Below are 21,999 nucleotides of genomic sequence, written 5' to 3'. Positions count from 1 at the left end.
ATTGCCGCCAACCGTTGGACGCCTATATCGCCGACTCCCCCAGCTCGACCTCAAGTAGATCCTCCATGGTGCAATGTAGGACGCGGGATAGCGCCGCCACCGAACATGCCTGGGCGCGATTGATGTCCTTGTTTCGTTGCTCGTACATTTGGATGGAACGCAAGGACACCCCCGACCGATGCGCCAACTCGCGCTGGCTCAGTCCCAGGCGCTTGCGCATCGCGGCGAGACGCGTCTCCCCTCTCGCCTGCTCGATTCTCTCTGCAACAAGCTTTGCCACCCGTTCTTCGGACGCCTCGTGCCACGGGTCGTACATGGCCAGCAGCTCGTCGTATGGCACGGCAGAAAACAGCCTGTCGAAGGGCACGTCCAGCCTCCACTGCACATACGCCGCAATCCAGCCGAGCCAGTACTCCCGCGTCTTTCCCATGCGCGCGCAAGGAGCGGCCAATCCCTCGACGGAATATCCGAACTCCCTGCTCAGACGTATGAACAGCTCGCATCCGCACAGGCCGGCGACGGTCCATGGCTCGCCTCGGCCAAACGACCGTGCCAGTTCGCTCATGCAGAACAGGTCGGCGATCTCGTCCCCCTCGGCACCGTGGTCGTTCACCGCGTAGTCGAAAAACTCGCCCAACGTGTTCATCGCGTCAGACAGGTACACCTCATCGTATGCGCGGATCATCGGGGCCCACCTCCTCGCGCAGAATGTCGCGAATGTACAGACCGTCCAGATCCGCCGCCGTGCGCTCGTCTTGAAACGCTCTTCTCGCCGACGCGTCCCTGCGCATGCGGAGCGGATAATACTCACATGCGGGGACCGTCTCATATCCCCGGAAGCAAAGCCGTCCGAAGGCGAGCTCGCTGCGCACCATCACCTGACTCCCCAGTCCCCCAAGCCGCATGGCACGACCGACCTGCGCAACCGACAGCGTGTTGTTCAAAAACGCCCGGACAAACGAGAAATACGAGTCATCCGCCCGGCAACCGCGAACAACGTCGTACGGCTCGAGGTCGATGCCGAACACACGGCGAAGGTATTCCATGCCGTCACGCGCGATCGGACTCGAAACCTGCACGGGGCGATTACTCACCAGCACCGCGAGCCAGGTCAGCACGGAGCACCCTTCCGCCTCTAGGTCGAGGACGCCCAGCCCGCCTAGATCGAGCTCATAGCGATTGGCGATACCGTCTTTCCCGCGCTGCGGGCACGCCCATTCGCGCGCCAGTTCAGCATAGGGCGTGCAGTAAAACCCTGGCCCATAATCGTTGTAGGGCCGGCACAGCCCCCGCAGGGGCGTCCACACGATTTCCGGTGATCCGTGCCACAACTCCATGGGGCCTCCTAGCTATATCACTGTAGTGATACTATTCTACCCATGTGCAGTAGATTGTACGCGGGCCATTTGCGGCGGGCCAAGGCACGCCGGGGCCTACTCCGCCGCCGCCTCGCGGTCGGTGAACATCAAGAAGAACGCCGCGAGCAGCAGCAGTGAGCAGATGCCGATGGCGGACAGGCCGAAACGCTCGAGACACCAATTGCCCAGCACGGCGCCGCACACGAACACGGCGATGACACCAAAGTACAGGACTCCGTTCATGAGGAAACCGCGCTGGTGCGTGATGATGTAGTCGTCGACGTTCTGCAGGGCACTGCGCAGGTTGCCGATGCACATGGTGGTGGCGATGCCACGCCCGTGGATCTTGCGGAAGCTCTCGACCTGCATGCCGCAGGCGAGCGACGTGAGGCCGTTGGCGAGTATGTTGTACTCAGACGAGAGCAGGCCGACGCCGAGCAGGATGACCGCCTCGACGAGCACGGTGAGCTGCCGCCAATGCATGACACTCGCGAAGCGCTCATGCACGAGGTCGCTCAGCATGATGCCAACGGAGAAACACAGCACCGGGAGTAGATAGCGCATGGCAACGGCGAAATCGCCTTCCGAGAGATGCACGCCCACGAGCAGGATGTTGCCCGTCTGCGCGTTGGCGAACACGCCATCGCGCCCCATGTACGAGTACACATCCATGAAACCGCCGACCAAAGCCAAGATGATGCCGAGCTCGATGGACTCGGAAACCTGTTTCGCGCGCTGCACGAACCTCTCCCCTCTTCTCGCGCCGGCCACGTCATGATGTCCGGCACCTGTACAGCATATGCCATGCGCACAGCGCGCGATAGCACCGCGAAGATTTAACCGATAGCCATCAGCTTATCCTCGGTTCAGGGTCTTGATTCCTCGGCCTCGATTGCATGCCTGCCCCAAATTGAGGTTATCAGCTCCGCAGCTTTACCCTTCCTTTACAAACCTACCTAATTTATGGATTAGAGTAGAATCGCGCTTGACAACCATGTAGGCCGGTCTACACTAGCGTCCGATTCTCAAAGAAGGCCACGGCCGTGACATTGAAGGAGGTGCGTCATGGACCACCCTGCCAGTAGCTGCGCCCCGCAGACGGCGAAACCCCGATTGCGCCATGACGGCACCGAGCGTGTCGCGGACATCGAAGACAACTGACGAGCAACGAGCTCCGCGAGAGTTAACTCTCGCTGCCTGAAACTGCCACAATCGGCTCGTTTGTGCTTCGAGAGCATCCTTTCGGCGCATTTCCCATCCTGAATTCCAACGCAACGTCTCGCAAACGTCGCATCGCCGTTTCTGCATGGGCGCACCTCCCCGGTAATTGGACAACCGGCTCAGCAGCGCTGAGCACGACGTCAAGGAGGTGCCTCATGACCTGGATGAAGCACACCGTACAAAACGAGCAGGCGAACCTCGGCCGTAACCCCCTCGCGGTCTCCGGGATCGCCCGCCCCACAAAGACCCATATGCGCCGCGGCATCCACCGCATCATCGGCAGTGTGAGTGCGCATGTCCGCCACAGCGTGAGTTCGGCAGCCGCCGCGCGCCGCACCGAGGGACTCGATCCCGAGATCGCCCGCATCGGGGCGCTCGAGGCCGCGGAGGTCATGGACCTGCTCGGTTGCGGCCCGCGCGGGCTCACCGAGCAGCAGGCCCATCGCATCCGCTCCGTGCACGGCGCCAACATCATCGCGCCCGAGCACCACGACCCACTCGCCGCGCGCCTCTCCCGCGCGTTCCTCACGCCGTTCACCCTCATCTTGCTCGCCTTGGCGGCGATCTCGCTCTACACCAACGTCTACCTCGCCGCCCCCGGTGACGAGGACCCCTCCACCGCCATCATCATCGGAGTGATGGTACTCATCTCCGGTGGCATCTCGTTTTGGCAGGACACGCGCGGTGCGGCGGCGGCCGACGCCCTCAAGGGCCTCGTCTCCATCACCTGCCGCTGCGTGCGCGAGGACACCGGAGCTGCCGAAATCCCGCTGGCAGATGTCGTCCCGGGTGACCTCATCGAGCTCGCCGCGGGCGATATCATCCCCGCCGACCTGAGGATCGTCACCGCCAAGGATCTCTTCCTCACCCAGGCGGCGCTCACCGGGGAGTCCGACCCCGTCGAGAAGACGCCGGCGGCCATAGCCGAGCCGGCGGGCCGCGCGCTCGTCATCGACGACTGCACGAACTTCGCCTTCGCCGGAACGACCGTACAGAGCGGCTCGGGCACGGGCGTGGTGGTGACCACCGGTGCCCGCACCTACCTCGGCGGCATCGCGAGCGCCCTCGACTCCCGCCCAACCACCACGAGCTTCGATGCCGGCGTGGCCTCGGTCTCCCGCGTTCTCGTGGGCTTCATGCTCGTCATGTGCCCCATCGTCTTCGTGCTTTGCGGCCTCACCAAAGGTGACTGGCTCGACGCGCTGCTGTTCTCAATCTCCGTCGCCGTGGGGATCACCCCGCAGATGCTGCCCGTCATCGTGACGACGTGCCTGGCGCGCGGCGCCGAGGCCATGCGCGCGAAGGACGTCGTGGTCAAGGAGATCTCCTCCATCCAGAACCTCGGCGCGATGGACGTGCTGTGCTGCGACAAGACCGGCACCCTCACGCGCGACAAGATCGTGCTCGAGCGCCATCTCGACGTGCTCGGCGCGCCCAGCGACCGCGTGCTGCGCCACGCCTACCTCAACAGCCTGTTCCAGACGGGCCTGCGCAACCTCATGGACGAGGCCATCATCGAGCGTGCCGAGGCGCTGGCGGCGGGCGGGCGGAGCATGGACGCGCGGGCCGGGAACACCGCGACGGGAGCCCTCAACGGAACCGATGCGAGCGCCCCGGGCAGGGCCCGGCAACGCACCTCGCCCGAAGCCGGCTCCATCGCCGCCGCGCGCGTGCAGTGGCGCCTTGTGGACGAGATCCCCTTCGACTTCGACCGCCGTCGTATGAGCGTGGTGGTCGCCGACGAAGCGGGCAAGCGCCAGCTCATCACCAAGGGTGCCGTCGAGGAGATGCTCGACGTCTGCAGCGAGGTCGAAGTGGGCGCCGACGTCCTCCCGCTCACGCCCGAGCAGGCAGGCCGGATCCTCGACCGCGTGCGCGGCCTGAACGAGCGCGGCATGCGCGTGGTGGGCGTGGCACAGAGAAACGACGTGCCCGCCCGCGACCTCACCGCCGACGACGAGCGCGACATGACGCTCATCGGCTACCTCGCGTTCCTCGACCCGCCCAAGTCCAGTGCCAAGGCGGCGGTCGATGAGCTCTCCGGCCTGGGGGTGACCGTCAAGGTCCTCACCGGGGACAACGCCGCCGTGGCGGCAACCGTGTGCGAGCAGGTGGGCATCAACGCCCGGAACATGCTTACCGGCGCCGAGATCGACATGCTCAGCGACGAGGAGCTCGCCGAGCGCGCCGAGCACACGGGGTTGTTCGCCAAGCTCTCGCCGTTGCAGAAGGCGCGCATCGTGAACGTGCTGCGCGAGCGCGGCGGAAAGACCGTCGGCTTCATGGGCGACGGCATCAACGACGCCGCCGCCATGCGCGCGAGCGACTGCGGCATCTCCGTGGACACCGCCGTCGACGTCGCCAAGGAGAGCGCCGACATCATCTTGCTCAAGAAGGACCTCACCGTGCTCGCCCATGGCATCGTCGATGGGCGCCGCACGTACGGCAACACCATCAAGTACATCAAGACCACCGCGAGCTCGAACTTCGGCAACGTCCTCTCCGTGCTGGCGGCGGCCGCGTTCCTGCCGTTTTTGCCCATGAGCGCGCTGCAGCTGCTCCTGCTCGGCATGGCGTACACGGTGAGCTGCGCCGCGCTGCCCTGGGATCACGTCGACGAGTCGTTCCTGGCGCGCCCGCGCACCTGGGACGCGCGCGGCATCGTGAGCTTCATGCTCGGACTCGGCCCCGTGAGTTCGATCTTCGACATCCTGACCTTCGCGGCGATGTTCTGGGTCGTGTGCCCGCTCGTGGTGGGCGCGCCCTGGGCCGCCCTCACCGACCCCGCCCAACGCGCGCTGTTCGCCCTCGTGTTCCAGACCGGTTGGTTCGTCGAGTCCATGTGGACCCAGACCCTCGTGATCCACCTGCTGCGCACCGAGCGGCTGCCGTTTGTGCAGAGCAGGCCCGCCGCCTCGCTCACCCTCCTCACCATGCTGGGCGTGGGCCTCGTCACGGCAATGCCCTACGTCCCGGGCGTGAACTCGGCACTCGACCTGGTTCCGCTACCGGGCGTGTTCTTTGGCGTACTCGCGGCGATGATGGCGGGGTACCTACTGCTCACGAGCATCGCCAAGGTCCTATACGTCCGCGCGCACGGCGAGTTGCTGTAGACGGCATCTCTTATGGAAGCGCTCCGGAGCGGCGTGTCCCACAGGGATGTTGAGGTTTTTCGTATCGTTTTCTCATTCCGTGAAGTACATCGCTTTTTTTGAAGGACAAAATGCCTGCTCAGCATTGCGTCTTTTTGAGATGTACTTGGCTTTTCCGAATATGAGTACGAAAAACCTCAACTTCCCCCGCACCCCTTCCTCGTGACCGCACCGTTTTGCTGCAAATCGCGGCCCGTGCCACGAGCTGATACCATACTGCCTCAGGCATCTCTTCGAAAGGAACCCATGCAGGCAGTCATTTTCGACATGGACGGCACACTCATCGACACCGAGCGCGTGAGCCAGGCATCGTGGCGGCGCGCGGCGCGGGATTTTGACATCACGATCCCCGAGGACATCTTGCACGCCTTCGTGGGCTGCAGCATCCCCAACGCCATGAGGATGATCGACGATGAATTCGGCGATCACGCGTTCACCGAGCGCCTCTTCACCCGCCGCCATGAGATCTTCGATGCGACCTGGGAGGATGAGCTCTCGCTCAAACCCGGCGCCGCCGAAGCCGTGACGACAGCGCGCGAGCGGGGGCTTGCCGTGGCGCTCGCCACCTCCAGCGTGCGCGAGCGCGCCGTCACCAGCATGAGGCGCTTCGGCCTCATGGACTTGTTCGATGCTGCGGTCTTTGATGAGGACATCGAGCACCACAAGCCCGCACCCGACGTCTACTTCGCCGCCGCCGGGTGTCTGAGCATCGATCCCGCGCTCTGCATCGCCGTCGAGGATTCCTTCAACGGCGTGCGCTCCGGAGCCGCAGCGGGCATGCGCGTGGTCATGGTCCCCGATTACAGCGAACCCACAGACGAAATCTGCGCGCTTTGCGCCGAGGTGTTGCCCTCCCTGCTCGAACTGCCCGCGTCCCTCGATCGGCTGTGCGTTTCCCAACGATAGCCTTCCCCGAAAACAGAGCGCGCCCGGTCTTGGCGTATGCTAGGACGATACCGACACCGATGGAAGCGAGCATCATGCCCAAGCATCCCGCCAAGAATCCCATTCGCACATCGAACAAGAAGCGGGGCAGGAGCGCAGCCGACAGCTCCCGCACCCCTGCCCGATGTCCGGGCACCAAGGGGCGCCCGCCGCGCGAGGCGTTCCTGCCCATCTCGCGCGCAGACATGGATGCCCGCGGCTGGGACCGGTGCGATTTCGTCTACGTCTGCGGCGACGCGTACGTAGATCACCCGAGCTTCGGCATGGCCATCATCACCCGCGTCCTCGAGGCGCACGGGTACCGCGTGGGTATCATCTGCCAGCCCGATTGGACCGATCCCGCGAGCATCGCCGCCCTCGGCGAGCCGCGCCTAGGCTTCCTCGTCTCGGCCGGCAACATGGACTCGATGGTCAACCACTACACCGTGAACAAGAAACCGCGACACGAGGACGCCTACACCCCCGGCGGCGTCGCGGGCGCACGGCCCAACCGCGCCGTCACGGTCTACGGCAACCTCATCCGCCGCACGTTCAAGGACAAGCCCATCATCATCGGCGGCATCGAGGCGAGCCTGCGCCGCCTGGCGCACTACGACTACTGGCAGGACAAGCTCAAGCGCTCCGTGCTGCTCGACTCCGGCGCCGACATCCTGCTCTACGGCATGGGCGAGCACTCGATCGTCGAGGTGGCCGACGCACTCGACGGCGGGCTGCCCGTGGATCAGATCACCTTCGTGAACGGCTCGGCGTATCGTGTGAGCGGGCCAGATGCGCTCGACAACGTATGCGACTACGAGCTGCTCCCCAGCTGGGACGACCTAACGGCAGACCGCCTTACCTACGCGCGCTCCTTCAACATCCAGCAGCAGAACATGGACCCCATCACCGCAAAGCGCTTGGTGGAGCCCTACCCGAACGGCGTTTACGTGGTGCAAAACCCGCCGGCGGCTCCGCTCACCACGGCCGAGATGGACGAGGTGTCGGAGCTCCCGTACGCCCGCCACTGGCACCCCGACTACGACGCGGCCGGTGGCATCCCCGCCTTCGACGAAATCCGTTTCTCCATCAGCAGTAATCGCGGCTGCTTCGGCGAGTGCTCGTTTTGCGCGCTGGCCTTCCATCAGGGCCGCATGCTGCAGGTCCGCAGCCGCGAGAGCATCATCCGCGAAGCCGAGGCGCTCACGCGCGACCCCGAGTTCAAGGGCTACATCAACGACGTGGGCGGACCCACCGCGAACTTCTTCAAACCCGCATGCAAAAAGCAGCTCACGCACGGCGTATGCAAGAACCGCCGCTGCCTGTGGCCAAGCGTGTGCCGCAACATGGACACGAATGAGGACGCCTACGCCGAGCTCTTGCGCGACTTACGGCAGCTCCCCGGCGTGAAGAAGGTCTTTGTGCGCAGCGGCATCCGCTTCGACTACACCATGGCCGATGCTTCCGACAAGTTCCTGGTCGAGCTTTTGCGACACCACGTGAGCGGCCAGCTGCGCCTGGCGCCCGAGCACGTGAGCGACGCGGTGCTCAGCGTGATGGGCAAGCCGCGCCGCGAGGTCTACGACGCGTTCGTCGAGCGCTTCGAGAGGCTCTCCGCGTCATACGGCCTCAAGCAGTACGTGGTGCCCTACCTCATCTCGAGTCACCCGGGCTCTACCATGAAGGAGGCCGTGGAGCTGGCGGAGGCCGTGCGCGACATGGGCTACATGCCCGAACAGGTGCAGGACTTCTATCCCACGCCCTCCACCATGAGCACGTGCATGTTCTATACGGGCGTGGACCCGCGGACCATGAAGCCCGTCTACGTGGCGCGCGACCCGCACGAGAAGGCCATGCAGCGCGCGCTCATCCAGTACCGCAAGCCGGAGAACTACAAGCTGGTGAAGGAAGCCTTGCGTAAGGCCGACCGCGAGGACCTGATCGGCTACGGGCCCAAGTGCCTCATCCGCCCCGTGCCGCCCAAGCCGGGTGCGAGCGGCGGGAAGACGCGCGGCAAGACAGGTGGCAACAAGTCGGGCAAAGCCGGCAAGATGCCCACTGGAGGCGGCAAGCTCGCCGCCAAGGAAAAGCCCTTCAGCGCGCCCAAGTTCGGGGGCGCGTCCAACAAGGCAGCCAACGCCCACGCCCGCAACCGCGCCGCCCAAGGGCGCCAAGGCGCAAACCGGCACTAAGGCGGACCCATAACGGCATCGGGTGCCGCCGCGAACCATCTCGCAGCGACGCCCGAAATCCGGCTCCAGCCACACGGGCGAGCGATCAGGCACCCGGCTTGCCGTTATCGCGCTTGTCGCACAACGCACGCTCGGCGCCTTTGCGCGCGCCGAAATACGCAGCGACACATACCAGTGCGATCGGGATGATCCACTGCAGCAAAATCACTACCAGCGAAACCGAAAGCTCGGCCGTACCGATACCCGTCATCGAAGTCTCCTCTCGTCAGGGCAACCTACTGGGCCAACGCCAAGCGGACATCAAGCATGCTTTCGAAACGCACGCCACAACAGCCATGCGTTGATGGCAAGCACCAGCACGAGCAACGTGATGGAGCAGTACATGAACGCCGGGGCCGTGTCATAAAACATCGAATCGTCGCCCCCGAGCGCACTCGTTTCCATGACCGCCGCCACACACGCCAGCGACGCCATACTCAAAAAGATGGGTACCTCGGCACGCCTCGCACGATACAGGACCAGAGGGGCCACCACCGCAAGAATACCGAAACCCAAAGACCCGTACGTGAGCATCGTGCTCTCCTTTCAGTCACACGCCTTTGCGCTTGCATACCCAAAGCCGCCAATTAAACATGATTGCCCCTCCATTCAAACGGCCCACGCGTAAGAGACGCGTCGAAGAAAAGCCCACGGGCTGCACTGAGTGGTTTGCTACAACTGAAACATCATGTACGCTGGAGGCGCATTCCGGCTCCCCATAAAACACGGACAACGCAAAACCATCGAACCTGCTGGCAAGGTTCGCTTGCCATCACGTAAGATTTCCCGTACCCACCAAGGCGAAAGCCCCCGAATCCTACCGCTCGACGTCCAGACTCCTAAGAACATCTTCGCAACCAACAAGATATGCCTCCATGTCCCTGTCACTCTCTGCAACCATGTCAGCATCCTTTAGTTCGCGCAATTCCATGCTTTCCCCGACCCCCTCATGGACCATACAAGTAGGATTGCCGTCGGCAGCAATCTTGGCGAATGGCGACACTACAAGCGTCCATGCATCGCCCACCACACGATTATGAGGAGCGCGGTTGAGGAACAGCACGTACTCCTCGTCTTCGCGCATTGGAGTAGAGCCGAACTGGTATGCGTCGACTGCAACCAGACACCTCGTTCCACCCCAATCTCTCAGGGAAACGGGCTCATACACATCAATTGATACTCCTTGAAGGCAATCGTCTCCGCGCAACACCTCCATAACTCGCATTTCCGAGGCAAATGCCTTGTAACGATAGATAGAAGAAGCCTTTTTCTGAACACGAGCGACAAGCTCAGCATTGCTTAACGCTTGCGCCGTGCTAGCATCGCCCATCCCTTTCGCGTATTGCTCAAACCGTTCCTGTGAATAGGGCGCCACTTCATACGGCAGCCCATCCATCGTCTCGGGATGGGCGGACACGTCGCCGTAGCTTATGCGCGTAACGACCCCAATCACAAGTGCCGCGACCAGCATAAGCCCCCACGCAAACACCCATCGGGACACAGACCTCGGTCTCATTGCTCTACACCTCCCGTATCCGTCCATCGCCCATGATGAACTGGACATCGGCAATGCGATCGAGCTCCTCACGATCGTGAGACACCACGATAATCGTAGTCCCTCGGTCGCGTTCCTCAATCAGAACTTGTCGAATCGCCTCTTGCCCATCCTCGTCCAGAGCGTTGGTGGGCTCATCCAGCAACAACAAGCGGGGAGCATCCATGAGCGCCTGAGCAAGGTTCAATCGTTGCTTCATGCCCAAGCTAAAGCTCTTAATTCGTCGCAGATCATCGGGGTCGAGCCCCATGCGAGTGAGAGCGGACCTGAGATGATTCTCTCTCGGCCTGCCACGCAACGACGAAAGCAGCGTGAGCATCTCAAGCCCTGTGAACTCGTCCCAAAGCTCAAGGGGTTCGACCATGAATCCAATCCCCACCGGAAAATCGCCTCGCGCATCCAGCTTCTCGCCAAACACCTCGATCGATCCCTCATCGATGGAAATCAGTCCTGCAATCGCCCGCAAAAGCATCGTCTTGCCCGACCCGTTGTGCCCGCGAATTCCACTCACGCGCGCGAGGGGGAACGACGCGCTCACACCATCGAGCACACGGTTGCCCTTGATGGTCTTCGACACTGCGGAAACACGGACCCCGACGCGGCTCGCCTTGCGCCCTTCCACACCAGTATCCATAGCAACCTCCATTACGCTTTCGGCTCAAACGAAACGTTAGGCCTTGCTTAAGCCCCTGCCGCAGTCAAGATAGTCAACCTTACCCGCAGCCAGCCAAAGCAAGACGCCCAAAACCAGCGATAACGACACAAGCACTCCAGCTTGGACAACGATCGCCGCCCAACCGGCGCCGTCCGGGACAATTGCCAAGCTCCATCCAATCGGCGGGAGCCCTCCGCCCACAACATTCATGGCCATGAAATCCCACATCCCATACAAAATGCCCGTCAGGCAAGAGAACGCCGAGGAATGGAATGCCAACATAGCAAGAAAGCTCACCATGCCGGCATTGGCCAACACAACGCCTTGGAGAACCAAGTCGACGGGACGCAGCGCCTCCCACATGGGAATCGTCCCGAACCGCCAAAACAGAACAATGAGGGAAGTCACCTGTAGCAAAACGCTCATGAGCAGACCGGTCAGCACGCAATCTGCGCATATGCGCAGCGCCACACGCGAGCGGCTCCCCAAAGCCAAAGCGCATTGGGGCGAAGAATACAACTTGAGCGAGCGCATCTGGCCGACGCAAAACAGCGGAATAAACAGAAACGTGGCAAAATCGACAGCGTTCATCGAGAGATACGAATCGAAAAGCGAATCTGCAGCATGGGAAGGCCTGCCAAGCACCGTCATCTGCAAAAGACGACATACGAGAGCTGCCGCCAAGGTGCCACATGTACTTCTATTTCTTTTGACATGAACGTACAGCCATGAAATCATAGCAACACATCCCTCCCACGCTTACACGCCACGGCCATGAGGCACACCGACGGAATCAAACAAAGGCAGGGTGTCGCAATAAAACGAAAAACGCTGATTACCTGATCGTTCAGCTTGGGATACATCACATAAAAGTGCAGAAGATTGCCAAGGCGCGGAGCCACTAACGGAAGCACCACGAACGCCGCCAATGAGATGGCGGCAGGCACGATCAGCGCCAACTTATTCCGGCGCATGAACATTCCCAGCGAGCACGACAGTAGCGCCGATGCCCCCGCCCAAAACGCAGCGCCACAGGTAAAAATCATGTTGTATGCATAGGGCGAACTATTCCAAATCCCAGCGAACAGCCCTCCCGGCGTTCGGAGATCGAGGTACATAGGCATCCCCAAATAGCCCTCAAACGTCCCCTCCACAGGAAAGGCAACGAGCGCAAGCACCTGTAGGAGTACCAGTGCCACAAACGTCAGCAAAAACGCTCCGATAAAGCTCGTTATCCCATAGGCGAGTACGCAGGTTGTCACAGATGTTCGCGAAGCCAACAGACAGGCAGCACCAGACCGCAAGTCCTGTCGGGCGGCATCCGCAAAGACCAGCGCTGCGGCGACGGGCATTACAAAGAACAGGTACACACGTGAGGCGTTCACCTGCATTGCGTCCATGTTCCACGCCCATGCATAGGCTGCCGAGGGCAATTCACCCACGTCTGCGCCATAGAACTTGAAGCACGTTTCGCCAAAAGCGATAAGACAGCACAGCAGGGTTACCGTAATTGCAATCCTGCATTCAGCCCGTCTGAACATACGGAGGAATAGCACCTTAAGCAGAGCCGGCATGGGCATTTTGCACCTCCCGCAAAGCCGCGGTCTCCCCTATCTCATGATACGGAAGGGGGAGACCGCGAAGATCAAGCAGAGAAGGAAACGGTTCGTCAAATCGGTTAACAGAACTTAGAAGCTCACGTAACCACTGATGTAATTGGGATCTTGCCAACCATCCGTGCAACCACGCAAATAAACATTACCAGAATTGCGGTTGTAATATGACAAGGTATATTGATTGTTACCCGTCACCAAAACGGAGTCGGTCAATCGCGTTCCAACGCTGGGAGCATCACACCATAACCAGCACTTTCGCGTACCGCCGCTGCTGACGCTCACACTAGCAGAAGCAGATCCACTGGTACGAGTACCCGCTTGGACGGTAACATTTTCTTGGAAGCCGGGCAGCGTGTAGCCGAAATTATGGGACGAAGCGTATGCCGCCCCACTGAAGCCACATGCCAAGGCCACGCACACGCCGAGCAGCGCAACCTTTGCCTTAAGGCTCTTGAATACCTTCATGGGAACCTCCTTACTCCCTTCTCTGCCTATATTTACTAATATCTTCTTAATATATAATATTGTCTATACTATACGGGCAGACGGGTGTATATCGCCGGCAAACGGACAGGAACCTCGACAGCCCCCTTGGTTTATCACATGGGAAATGCACGGGACGAAAATCCCTATAACATTGTCAAGCATGGGGAACATCCACAGTTGTTCCACATTCGGCAATCGGTTAGTTCTGACTTTGCACTGATTGCCACTCATGGAAAATATGCTTAGTCCTCGGGCAACGCGCCAAACGTCTCGACATACTCTTCGTCATCCATCCAGTCGATGATGTCGCCTGGTTTGCAGTGCAGAGCCTCACACATCGCCTCAAGTGTTGAGAAACGAATACCTTTGAGGCGACCGGTCTTGATACGGGAGATGTTAACGGGAGAGATGCCGACTTTCTCGGCAAGCTCAAGGGAGGACATCTTCCGATCTGCCATAACACGGTCGAGTCGCATGACGATGGGCATTCGGCTGTCCTCCCTTTGAACGCTTTTAAATGGATATCACAGGATGTTATCGGAATCCTCCTGCAGTTTCCTGCCGTACTCAAAAACACCAGCCAGTGCGAAGAACATGATCGATGTGGCAAGCGTCATGAGGTTTAGACTGGGACCGACTGACATGGGGCCGACTGCGCCTTCGAGCAAAGCGGGAACCTCAATGGAAGGAGCGAATAGATCCAGCACAACGCGAAGTGCAAAGCAGATGGCAATCGTCAGCATTCTTTGGCTCTGCTTCCGGGAGAAGAACTCCTTGGAAACGATTGCGGCGCGCACCAACCTCACGAAAACCAAAAGCGGGATAATCACAAACGAGACAGTGATAAGTTGATTAAGAACAAAGGCGAAAAGATGACTGCCCATTTTCGCATCCAACAAGGCAGCAATACCCGTCACCATATTGACGGCGGAGAAGAGCGCGACTGCGATCAGAACGAAGCAGATCAGTCTAAGCAAAAGCGGCATCTTGCCAACAGGTAACTGGCTCATTGCACGTTTCCAAATCCTTAATACCCCACATGAATACCGAAAATATCTTTACAGGCGGTCATCGTAACGCCCTGCGCTTCAATAGTGAACAGCATTTTACCCTTCCTATCCTTGAATATGATTTATGAACGCCTCGACCGTCCGCTCGATTGCGCTGCGGTAGTACGCGCAATACGGGTCGCGCTCGGTCATGCAGCCGTGCTCATCATATGCCCGAGCCCTGCATCCACCTCCACAGAAGTATCGGTTTTCGCACGATGAGCAGCCCTCGATTTCCTCCGCCGAAGGCAAGGTGAACTGAGAAAGATTATCCGCAATCGCAGCTGCGTCATCGGTGAACGCATTGCCCAGAGCGAACTCGGGTTTATGAAGCATGTGGCAGGGATACACCGTTCCGTCCGAAGCAACGCTCACCGAGTTCTTGCCGGCACCACAGCAGGTGCGAACGGACAGTGCCCGCATGGGATTGAAGGCGTCGTCAATCGACACGGCATCGCCCTTGCTCGCCACCTCGACCATGATTTCCGCAAGCTCGGCAAGACAAGAATCGTCGGGCATGAGGTCGCCCAAGTCTGCATGCGTGCCGCTCAACAGGCTAAAGCCAACCGTGCATCCCAATTGTTTTGACAACTCGACGTAAGCGGGGACATCCTGAACGTTGCGCGCATGCAGCGTGGGCAGCATATGCGCGTGGATTCCCGCAGACTGGATGCGTTTAACGGTGTCGACAAGCACCTCGAACAGCTGCTCTCCCCTGATGAGCGCAAGGGCATCCGGGCTCGCGCCGTCGAAGGAGACAGAAACCACGTCGACGTTGCCCACGAGCTTCGCGAGCATCTCGTCACCGCAATGCGTGCCGTTGGTCAGAACAGTTATGCTCGTCATCCCCTGCTCGCGCGCATGCTGCGCGATTTCCGGCAGATCTTCGCGCAAGAACGGCTCGCCGCCCGAAATCACCAAGCGCGTGACACCCAGGCAGGCAAGGACGTCAATCGCGTGGCACAGATCATCAAGACTCGGGTCGACAGCTCGGTTGCGATTGCAGTCGGCCGAGTAGCACCCAACACACGAGAGGTTGCAGGTATTCGACACATGGAGATAGGCGGACGCGAGGTGGTTGCACCCACCCGCTTCAGCCTCTTCCGTAAACCCATGACCAGCAAGATGAGCCACGAGCTCCTTGCATCCAGCGGGAACCTCATCCATGGCGACTTCACGCTCCAACATAGCGTCGCACAGCTCAGCCCCTTCCGGCGTGAGGCCCACAAGGGCGCCGGAAGCCGTGTTGCCGATTACGGGAATGCCCCGCATATCAAAGCGAACGATGTGGGAGGCAAGTCGCATAATCACCTTCCATGCCATAGGATACTTCGTTCTTAATATAGAGCGTTGTGTTCTATATGCAAGAGCTCTTCGGTAGGCGGAAATAACATGGAACTGCTTCCCGCCGAACCTTTGCCTAGAGGGCTATCGAAGCAATTCACGGCACAGATGCAATCAAACCTTGTCGATATACTATTCTTGGTATGCATACTTTTGCAGATATACTAATCTGCATACTTTTGCATGAGGAGGAGTCCATGGACACGATGCCGATTGTCACGCCGCGCCAAGCCGGAATCTACGTACGCCGCTCCCGCGAGAGCCAGGGTCTTACGCGCGCCCGGCTCGCTGCGGCGGCGGGCGTGTCCGAGCGCTTGTTGGCATCCCTCGAGCTCGGCGACGCCACCGGCATCCGCCTCGACAAGCTCCTCGCCGTCTTCGGCGCGCTCGGCATCGGCCTCGCCGCGCAAGGCGATGACATCGGGCGCAACGTGATCGCCACAGGCGAAAAGCAAAATCATGCAATCAATCCCAGCACTAGCAGCTCCCCAATCATTCAAGCCAGAAATCGAACCAGGGCCGCACAACGCCGTCCACGCACCGATACGTCGAAATCACCAGCCGACTACGATTCCGTCTTTGACGATTTTTTGAAACATCAAGGTATAGATGATGTGGCAACGTCTTTTGTTGCAAGGAGGTAAGCCATGCCTGCACGGTCTCTCAAGGTCATCGTCTGCAACGACATAGCAGGAACCCTCGAACAGAATGCTCATGGTGCCATTAGCTTTAGTTATGACGAAGGCTATTCCGGAATACCCCTCTCGAGCTCCATGCCCATAAGCAACAGAAGCTATGACCAAAAAACCGTTCTCCCTTACCTGTTCGGGCTCCTTCCTGACAGCGAGCAGCAGCGCCGCGCCATTGCAGCCGAATACGAAGTAAGGCCCAATAATCCGCTTGCGCTTTTGGAACACATCGGTCTCGACTGTCCGGGAGGGGTTCAATTTTACAGGGAAGAGGACCTCAGCGCGGCACGCAGACGCAAAGGCTCTTACCTCCCGCTGAGCGACCAGGCAATCGCAGCACGCCTTGCCAGCATTAGGCAGGATGGCGATTCCTCGTGGATGGGAGGCGAAGAAAGTTGGTCTCTAGGAGGCAATCAGGGCAAGTTCGCATTGGGCCTACATGACGGCATATGGTGCGAGTGCCAGGGATCCGCTCGCACGACCCACATTTTCAAAAACGGCGTCATAGGATTTAAGTTTCAGGCCCTCAACGAGTACATTTGCATGGCGACCTCCAAGCGCTGCGGTGTCGCAACTTCCGATGTTGAATATCGCCTCTTCGAAGATGAACCGGCCTTAATCGTCACTCGCTACGACCGTGCCCGCCGCTCCAACGGCAACGTCGTCCGGCTGCACCAAGAAGACTTTTGCCAAGCTTTGGGAATAATGCCAAACCAGAAGTACACCTCAGATGGCGGTCCGACCACACGCGATGCGCTGGCCCTGCTATGCAGCACCAATCGCGCTCACTTCAATCTTTTGGTTTTCACGCAAATCCTGTTCTTCAACTGCCTTATTGGGGCCCCCGATGCCCACGCCAAGAACTATTCGCTGCTTCTCGGACCCGATAACGACAGGGTCATAGCTCCCATGTACGATGTGGCGTCCGGGCTGGCCTACGAGAACCTGCGCCGCAAGGGACGACTTGCCATGGCGGTCGGCGGGGAGAACCGCTTTGGTCGTGTGGGCTCGGGGGCTATCCACCGCTATATGGGCGGCAACGACCCCGCGCTCGCCGCGATGCTCGAAAAAGCCGAGTTTACGGAGGACTCTTGCACGGCGATTATGGCCGATCTTGCCCAAGAGATTCCCGTGAGCATGGCAGAAGTGTTTGACGAAGCCGAAGCAAACGGCATCCCGGGTGCCGCCGAACTGCGGGAACGCATGCTCGGCGCCGTGTGCGAGAACTGCGCCAAGACGCTTGCGCTTCTATAGTGGGCTGCCTCCTTTACCAGGGCCGGTGCTGACGGCAGAAACCCGCGCGGCGGCATCGTCGGTTGGCAGAACGTCACCCAGAATCGCATCGTCATCCGCCGCCGCCCCGTCCTCCTCGTCGTCCTCGGCCACCTCGACCTCAGGCAGGGCGTCCGAGACGTGCCAGGCGCGCTCGAACATGGCGATGCCTCCGGCAAGCAAGCCCCCAAAGACTGCGAACACGATGGGCGTGGGCAGCACGTTGACCATGGGAGCCAACGGCGCGACGAGATAGGACGAGGCGTTGAGGGCGAAGTGCAGCAGCATGGCGTACCCGAGCTTGCCCGTTCGCCAGAAGACCCAGCCCTGTAGGATGCCCAGGGCGAAGGCATAGCTCCCCTGGATGATGTTCATGTGGAGGACGCCGAACGCGAGCGCCTGCAACACGTTGGCGACCCAAAACGCGCGCACGGAGACGGTCCTGCGACGAGCGCGGTGGCGAGGGTCCCAACCGGGGCTCACGGCGCGCATCGCGTACTCGAGCATGACGCCGCGGCACACGATCTCCTCGTTGAGCGGCGCGAGGATGACCGTCGAGATCACCTGGATAATCGCGAACACCCCGACGGCGGAATCCTCCATGAGCTCGGCGTACTCCGCCATCGTCTCGGGGAAGAACAGCTCGACAAAACCGAGGATGCCGCTCACGAAAAACTGGGCGGCGAAGCCGACGAGCAGCAGGGAGGCGATCGTCTTCATGACGGGGGCGCCTGCGGAAGCGACCGCCCCGCGGCGCCCGGCGAACGAGCCGAGCCGGACGCGCCGCCACCAGAGCCCGAAGATCGCGGCAGCGATGAGCTGCGATACCGCCATGACCACCTGGATGCCGTTGTCGAACAACGCGTCGCCGACTTCGGTGCCCGCGCCGTCGACCGCGAAGCTGATGGAGACGATGACCGTCCCCCCTATCAGCGACACGACGATTTGCAGCAGGAGATACAGGGCGAGCACGCCGACCATGGCGAGAGTCCACTTGACGAAATGAAGCGCACGGGAGGTGCCCGGCGCGGCGGGCGCCCCCGACGATGGCGCCGGCGTTCGCACGCGCACGTCACGCTCGTATCCCGCGGGAGGCGTCGGGCCTCCGAGACGCCCGCCCTCAATCGAACGGTCGCAAGACGGCAGGCAGCCCTTGGCAGGGTCAATGCCACTCTGGGTGTCCGAACTGCTCTGGGACGAATCCATGAGGCCCTCCTTACGCGTGCGCTCAAGTTTCCCATGACTGTACCACAGGGCGATTCAGAAGCTTGCGACCGCTCTCCCCTTGCACGCTAGGCGCGGTTGGCGCGCAGCTGAACGGCGCGAGCGTAGGTGCGGGATCGCTGCCGTTGAAGCCGCCGATGGCCATCACGGGCAACTCGCTCGCGAGCTGATAGCCCGCTGCGTTTTGCGAGCCCGTCGTCGCGGCGGCCCAACGGTACCCGGAGGCGTTCTCAAGCAACAGGTTCACAAGCTCGTCACTCGCATCGCCGCCACCATGCAGTCCTCCCGCTCCGTCCTGGCCGGATGCGCCACCTTGACCGCCGGGCTCACCCTCACCCGAGGGGCCAGCCGTCGGCAATGAGCTGTGATGTCCCGAGGCGATGGTCTCCGCCGTCCACGCAAACGGACCGGCTAGGCACGCCAACACACCAAGACCCACGCCAACCGCAGTGAGCCATCGGCGCACCTCGGCGGCGAACAGTATCGCCATGGCGGGACGTACCCACCAATCTCCTCGATTTACCCATGCGCTCCAACAATATCCCTGACGACGCCGCTGTACTCATCGCGGCACCGTCGGCGATGACGGCCAAAATGCCGAAGACGAACAGAGTCTCGCCCGTGCCCTTGCGACCATCCTCGAGCACAGCGAGCAGCATCATCAGCGGCGTGGGCCTTGCGCTTGTGTACGCATTGGTAGCGTGTCTTTCGGGCATGGCGATCAAGCCCACAGCGGAAAGTTACGCCAAGCAGCGGCGGTTCGTCACCGATGCAAGCCACGAGCCCAAGACCCCGCTCTCCGTCATAAACGCCAATACCGAGGTCATAGAGATGGCCGACGGTGAGAGCGAATGGACCAAAGGCATCCACGAGCAGGTCGCACGCATGGCGCAGCTCACCGAACGCCTCGTCATTTGGCGAAAATGGACGAGGGCGGCGAGCTCGATATGGAGGATTGCGATCTCTCCGAACTGGCAAAGCGCGCCATCGCCGAGGCGCACCATGGCAAGGCCCTGTGCACGACCAACGGCGTCGACACCATCACGTTCGGCATCGTACTGCGCCCCTAGCGCCGCCGACGCGAGCCCTATGCCCGCGTGCGCTCGATCTCGACGGAAACGGTGCGCAGCGGCAAACCCACCGGCGCCCAGGGCTTCTCGAGCTTGACGCGCACGCCGTACGCGCCCGGGTAACGGTCGAGCAACATGGCGGCAACGCTTTCGGCCGCCGTCTCGATGAGTTTGAAGGTATGCACACGCATGAACTCGTCGATGGCATGAGCCGCCTCGCCGTAATGGATCGACGCGGAAAGGTCATCGGTCTCCCCCGCACGACGCGTATCGGTATAGAGCGTCACGCTCACCACGAACTTCTGGCCGAGCTTGTTCTCCTCGGGAAAGACGCCGTGGTTGGCGAACACCTCGAGCCCCTCGATGGCGATTTTGTCGAGTGTATGCAGCTGCTCCGGGTCCAGGCGCGCGAGCTGCGTGCGCGTGGCGGGAAGGCCGGCCTCGCGACGGGCAAGCGTACCGCGGTCGTCGACGATGTTCTCGGGCAGATGTTTCATATCCATGGTGTGCTCCTCACGTTTCCACGCACTTATATATCTATCGAAAGGTTCTTGCGCTCGTCTGGCCAATAGCAGGCGTCGCGGACGCGGCAGGCGTAGCAGGCGCGCGAACGGTTGTCGGCTTCTTTGATGAGATGGGCGAGTGACTCCGCCCCTTCGCCGCGACGCGTCCCGCTCGCATGACGCGCACTGCCCATGTACCCCCGGTCGTCAGCTTCACCCGTAGGGACCTCTGCAGCCCGCGGTGCGACAACGACCTCCCCGTCCGCGCACGCACCCCGATGTCCGGAGACGGCGGCAAGGATGACAGCCCGCTCATCGGCGTCGAATCGAAGGCCATCGGGCAAGCTGTCTAGGATGTCGGCGGCTATCCGTGCGCCCGCGACGTCGTGGTCCTCGCCCGTCGCGTACTGCTCAGAGCGGCCGAGGTCGTGCAGGAGGGCGGCGGCGTAGACGACCTCGCGGTCAAAGCCGAGCCCACGCTCGAGATTGAAAATCCAAGCGATGCGCGCGACGTCCAGCAGGTGCGTCATACCATGTTTGCAAAACTCCCGCGTTTGCTCGGCATCCTCGATGCGCCTCATGTGCCCGCGGAATGCGAAGCTATCTTCTATCGCATGAACACGTCGCATGTTCGTCTCCATCAATCGCCAGCTGTTTAGCTGTTGTACCCAATCCATGCACAAAGCGGCGTGAACGGCTTTGGTAAAACGAAACACCACCGCACCGCCCAATTCCTACCAGTCACCGAAGAAGCCCCAACCAAGCGCCACAATTCCTACAAATCTCGCTAGCATAGGCATTCGTGAGGTCTTGCCCCATTGCGTCACGGCACGTCCCCACGGGAAAGGAAGGGCCATGGGACTACGTTCTTGGATTAAGAGGCACATCGGGCACCATGACGCTCCGCAGACTTCGCGGGCGCAGCAGGCCCCCGCGTCCGTCGAAGCACCACAATCCGCAGCCGAGGCAGCGTCGAGCACGCAGGCGCCGGATACGTGGGAACCGGTTCCCGCATACCTGCCGGTCGATGCCCACGAACACGCACACGCATGCGTTATCGCATCGGCCATTGCCGCGGGGGACCACCCCACGAGCGAATTTCGCGTCAAACGCGTGCTGGTTGCGAACCCGGAGCACCGCACGGTCTCAATCATCGCCACGGCGCTCGCCGCCGGTGCGCTCGAGCAAAGCTCGTTCACGGTCAAGAACATCTACAAGATGAAAGAGGAGGGCAGCCATGCTGCGTAAATTCAAGATCTCAATCGATGGGACCCAGTATTTGGTGGAGATGGAGGAGGTCGGCGCCCCGACCCCGACCCCGGCGGACGCCGCACCGGCGCCTGTTCCCGTCGCAGCCCCCGCACCTGCACCTGCACCGGCTCCCGCGCCCGAGCCCGCTCCTGCAGCCCCCGCCCCCGCTCCGGCCGGCGCCTTCTCTCAGACCGCGCCCATGCCTGGCACCATCCTCGACATCCACGTGCACGTTGGCGATACCGTCGCCGCCAACCAGCCCATCATGGTCCTCGAAGCCATGAAGATGGAGAACGAGGTCGTCGCCGAGCAGGCGGGCACCATCGCTTCCATCAACGTCGAAAAGGGCGCCATGGTGAACCCGGGCGACACGCTCTTCACCCTCGCCTAAGTACACCCCGA

General features: G+C 61.2%; 25 protein-coding genes and 1 pseudogene. 9 read left to right on the top strand and 17 right to left on the bottom strand.

The window, feature by feature from the left end; genetic code table 11:
- Positions 1-22: 22 nt before the first annotated feature.
- From ACX9NZ_RS02640 to ACX9NZ_RS02630, 3 genes are all read right to left on the bottom strand, one after another.
- Positions 23-685, bottom strand: coding sequence for a helix-turn-helix domain-containing protein (locus tag ACX9NZ_RS02640; protein ID WP_118653953.1), 663 nt, complete (start codon positions 683-685; stop codon positions 23-25).
- Positions 666-1,337: a DUF3990 domain-containing protein gene (locus tag ACX9NZ_RS02635; RefSeq protein ID WP_407495799.1), complete on the bottom strand. Its 672-nt coding sequence runs from the start codon at positions 1,335-1,337 to the stop codon at positions 666-668. The genes ACX9NZ_RS02640 and ACX9NZ_RS02635 overlap by 20 nt, the downstream gene beginning before the upstream one ends.
- A 96-nt stretch (positions 1,338-1,433) precedes the next feature.
- Positions 1,434-2,099, bottom strand: coding sequence for a YoaK family protein (locus ACX9NZ_RS02630; RefSeq protein ID WP_118653955.1), 666 nt, complete (start codon positions 2,097-2,099; stop codon positions 1,434-1,436).
- 635 nt (positions 2,100-2,734) lie between these two features.
- Between ACX9NZ_RS02630 and ACX9NZ_RS02625 the strand changes: the two genes are divergently transcribed.
- The 3 genes from ACX9NZ_RS02625 (at position 2,735) to ACX9NZ_RS02615 (ending at position 8,844) form a co-directional block, all read left to right on the top strand.
- Positions 2,735-5,692, top strand: coding sequence for a magnesium-translocating P-type ATPase (locus ACX9NZ_RS02625; protein ID WP_407495796.1), 2,958 nt, complete (start codon positions 2,735-2,737; stop codon positions 5,690-5,692).
- Positions 5,693-5,977: 285 nt separating this feature from the next.
- Entirely contained in the window at positions 5,978-6,637 is a 660-nt protein-coding gene (locus tag ACX9NZ_RS02620; RefSeq protein WP_407495793.1) for an HAD family hydrolase, read from the top strand.
- 74 nt (positions 6,638-6,711) lie between these two features.
- Positions 6,712-8,844 carry a YgiQ family radical SAM protein gene (locus ACX9NZ_RS02615; protein ID WP_407495790.1) on the top strand — a complete coding sequence of 711 codons (2,133 nt, stop codon included), beginning with the start codon at positions 6,712-6,714 and terminating at the stop codon, positions 8,842-8,844.
- 85 nt (positions 8,845-8,929) lie between these two features.
- On the opposite strand, the gene ACX9NZ_RS02610 is transcribed toward ACX9NZ_RS02615, so the two are convergent.
- The 10 genes from ACX9NZ_RS02610 to ACX9NZ_RS02565 all read right to left on the bottom strand — a co-directional run bounded on the left by ACX9NZ_RS02610 (position 8,930) and on the right by ACX9NZ_RS02565 (position 15,549).
- Positions 8,930-9,094 carry a hypothetical protein gene (locus ACX9NZ_RS02610; protein WP_294159743.1) on the bottom strand — a complete coding sequence of 55 codons (165 nt, stop codon included), beginning with the start codon at positions 9,092-9,094 and terminating at the stop codon, positions 8,930-8,932.
- Positions 9,095-9,144: 50 nt separating this feature from the next.
- Entirely contained in the window at positions 9,145-9,417 is a 273-nt protein-coding gene (locus ACX9NZ_RS02605) for a hypothetical protein (RefSeq protein ID WP_407495787.1), read from the bottom strand.
- 283 nt (positions 9,418-9,700) lie between these two features.
- A complete protein-coding gene (locus ACX9NZ_RS02600) occupies positions 9,701-10,354 on the bottom strand; it encodes a hypothetical protein (RefSeq protein ID WP_118653960.1) in 654 nt (217 codons plus the stop codon).
- Between the two features lie 49 nt (positions 10,355-10,403).
- Entirely contained in the window at positions 10,404-11,072 is a 669-nt protein-coding gene (locus tag ACX9NZ_RS02595) for an ATP-binding cassette domain-containing protein (RefSeq protein WP_158574838.1), read from the bottom strand.
- Between the two features lie 36 nt (positions 11,073-11,108).
- Positions 11,109-11,831 carry a hypothetical protein gene (locus ACX9NZ_RS02590; protein ID WP_118653962.1) on the bottom strand — a complete coding sequence of 241 codons (723 nt, stop codon included), beginning with the start codon at positions 11,829-11,831 and terminating at the stop codon, positions 11,109-11,111.
- Positions 11,828-12,634 (bottom strand): hypothetical protein, encoded by an 807-nt coding sequence (locus tag ACX9NZ_RS02585; protein WP_459389429.1) that lies wholly within the window; start codon positions 12,632-12,634, stop codon positions 11,828-11,830. The genes ACX9NZ_RS02590 and ACX9NZ_RS02585 overlap by 4 nt, the downstream gene beginning before the upstream one ends.
- A 147-nt stretch (positions 12,635-12,781) precedes the next feature.
- Positions 12,782-13,174, bottom strand: coding sequence for a hypothetical protein (locus ACX9NZ_RS02580; protein WP_147352850.1), 393 nt, complete (start codon positions 13,172-13,174; stop codon positions 12,782-12,784).
- Positions 13,175-13,437: 263 nt separating this feature from the next.
- Positions 13,438-13,683 carry a helix-turn-helix domain-containing protein gene (locus ACX9NZ_RS02575; protein ID WP_118653964.1) on the bottom strand — a complete coding sequence of 82 codons (246 nt, stop codon included), beginning with the start codon at positions 13,681-13,683 and terminating at the stop codon, positions 13,438-13,440.
- A gap of 36 nt (positions 13,684-13,719) precedes the next feature.
- Positions 13,720-14,205 (bottom strand): hypothetical protein, encoded by a 486-nt coding sequence (locus ACX9NZ_RS02570; RefSeq protein ID WP_118653965.1) that lies wholly within the window; start codon positions 14,203-14,205, stop codon positions 13,720-13,722.
- Positions 14,206-14,310: 105 nt separating this feature from the next.
- On the bottom strand, positions 14,311-15,549 hold the full coding sequence (locus ACX9NZ_RS02565) for a radical SAM/SPASM domain-containing protein (RefSeq protein WP_233546200.1): 1,239 nt from the start codon (positions 15,547-15,549) through the stop codon (positions 14,311-14,313).
- 236 nt (positions 15,550-15,785) lie between these two features.
- Between ACX9NZ_RS02565 and ACX9NZ_RS02560 the strand changes: the two genes are divergently transcribed.
- Entirely contained in the window at positions 15,786-16,232 is a 447-nt protein-coding gene (locus tag ACX9NZ_RS02560) for a helix-turn-helix domain-containing protein (protein WP_199588911.1), read from the top strand.
- 3 nt (positions 16,233-16,235) lie between these two features.
- The gene (locus ACX9NZ_RS02555) at positions 16,236-17,531 is read left to right on the top strand and encodes a type II toxin-antitoxin system HipA family toxin (RefSeq protein ID WP_294123541.1); all 1,296 of its coding nucleotides are present in this window, start codon (positions 16,236-16,238) and stop codon (positions 17,529-17,531) included.
- Here ACX9NZ_RS02555 and ACX9NZ_RS02550 read toward each other — a convergent pair.
- Positions 17,526-18,755, bottom strand: coding sequence for a CPBP family intramembrane glutamic endopeptidase (locus ACX9NZ_RS02550; protein ID WP_294123539.1), 1,230 nt, complete (start codon positions 18,753-18,755; stop codon positions 17,526-17,528). The genes ACX9NZ_RS02555 and ACX9NZ_RS02550 overlap by 6 nt on opposite strands.
- 22 nt (positions 18,756-18,777) lie before the next feature.
- Positions 18,778-19,263: a mannosyltransferase YkcB-related protein gene (locus ACX9NZ_RS02545; RefSeq protein ID WP_302742233.1), complete on the bottom strand. Its 486-nt coding sequence runs from the start codon at positions 19,261-19,263 to the stop codon at positions 18,778-18,780.
- A gap of 35 nt (positions 19,264-19,298) precedes the next feature.
- On the opposite strand from ACX9NZ_RS02545, the pseudogene ACX9NZ_RS02540 reads away from it, so the two are divergent.
- A pseudogene (locus tag ACX9NZ_RS02540) lies at positions 19,299-19,670 on the top strand (histidine kinase dimerization/phospho-acceptor domain-containing protein); the annotation flags it as partial.
- 17 nt (positions 19,671-19,687) lie between these two features.
- Positions 19,688-19,843 (top strand): hypothetical protein, encoded by a 156-nt coding sequence (locus ACX9NZ_RS02535; RefSeq protein WP_407495982.1) that lies wholly within the window; start codon positions 19,688-19,690, stop codon positions 19,841-19,843.
- A gap of 17 nt (positions 19,844-19,860) precedes the next feature.
- Here ACX9NZ_RS02535 and folB read toward each other — a convergent pair whose 3' ends face one another.
- Positions 19,861-20,346 (bottom strand): dihydroneopterin aldolase, encoded by a 486-nt coding sequence (gene folB / locus ACX9NZ_RS02530; RefSeq protein WP_294123535.1) that lies wholly within the window; start codon positions 20,344-20,346, stop codon positions 19,861-19,863.
- 26 nt (positions 20,347-20,372) lie between these two features.
- On the bottom strand, positions 20,373-20,975 hold the full coding sequence (locus ACX9NZ_RS02525; protein WP_294123532.1) for an HD domain-containing protein: 603 nt from the start codon (positions 20,973-20,975) through the stop codon (positions 20,373-20,375).
- Between the two features lie 226 nt (positions 20,976-21,201).
- Here ACX9NZ_RS02525 and ACX9NZ_RS02520 point away from each other — a divergent pair, with 226 nt between their 5' ends.
- Both ACX9NZ_RS02520 and ACX9NZ_RS02515 read left to right on the top strand, forming a co-directional pair.
- Entirely contained in the window at positions 21,202-21,594 is a 393-nt protein-coding gene (locus tag ACX9NZ_RS02520; RefSeq protein ID WP_294123530.1) for a hypothetical protein, read from the top strand.
- Complete coding sequence (locus ACX9NZ_RS02515) at positions 21,584-21,988, top strand: acetyl-CoA carboxylase biotin carboxyl carrier protein subunit (RefSeq protein WP_407495777.1); 405 nt, start codon at positions 21,584-21,586, stop codon at positions 21,986-21,988. The genes ACX9NZ_RS02520 and ACX9NZ_RS02515 overlap by 11 nt, the downstream gene beginning before the upstream one ends.
- Positions 21,989-21,999: the final 11 nt, after the last annotated feature.

The sequence above is a fragment of the Collinsella sp. BM28 genome (assembly GCF_054551995.1).
The sequence above is the reverse complement of the archived record's forward strand: the minus strand, read 5'-3'. Positions and strand labels throughout refer to the sequence as shown.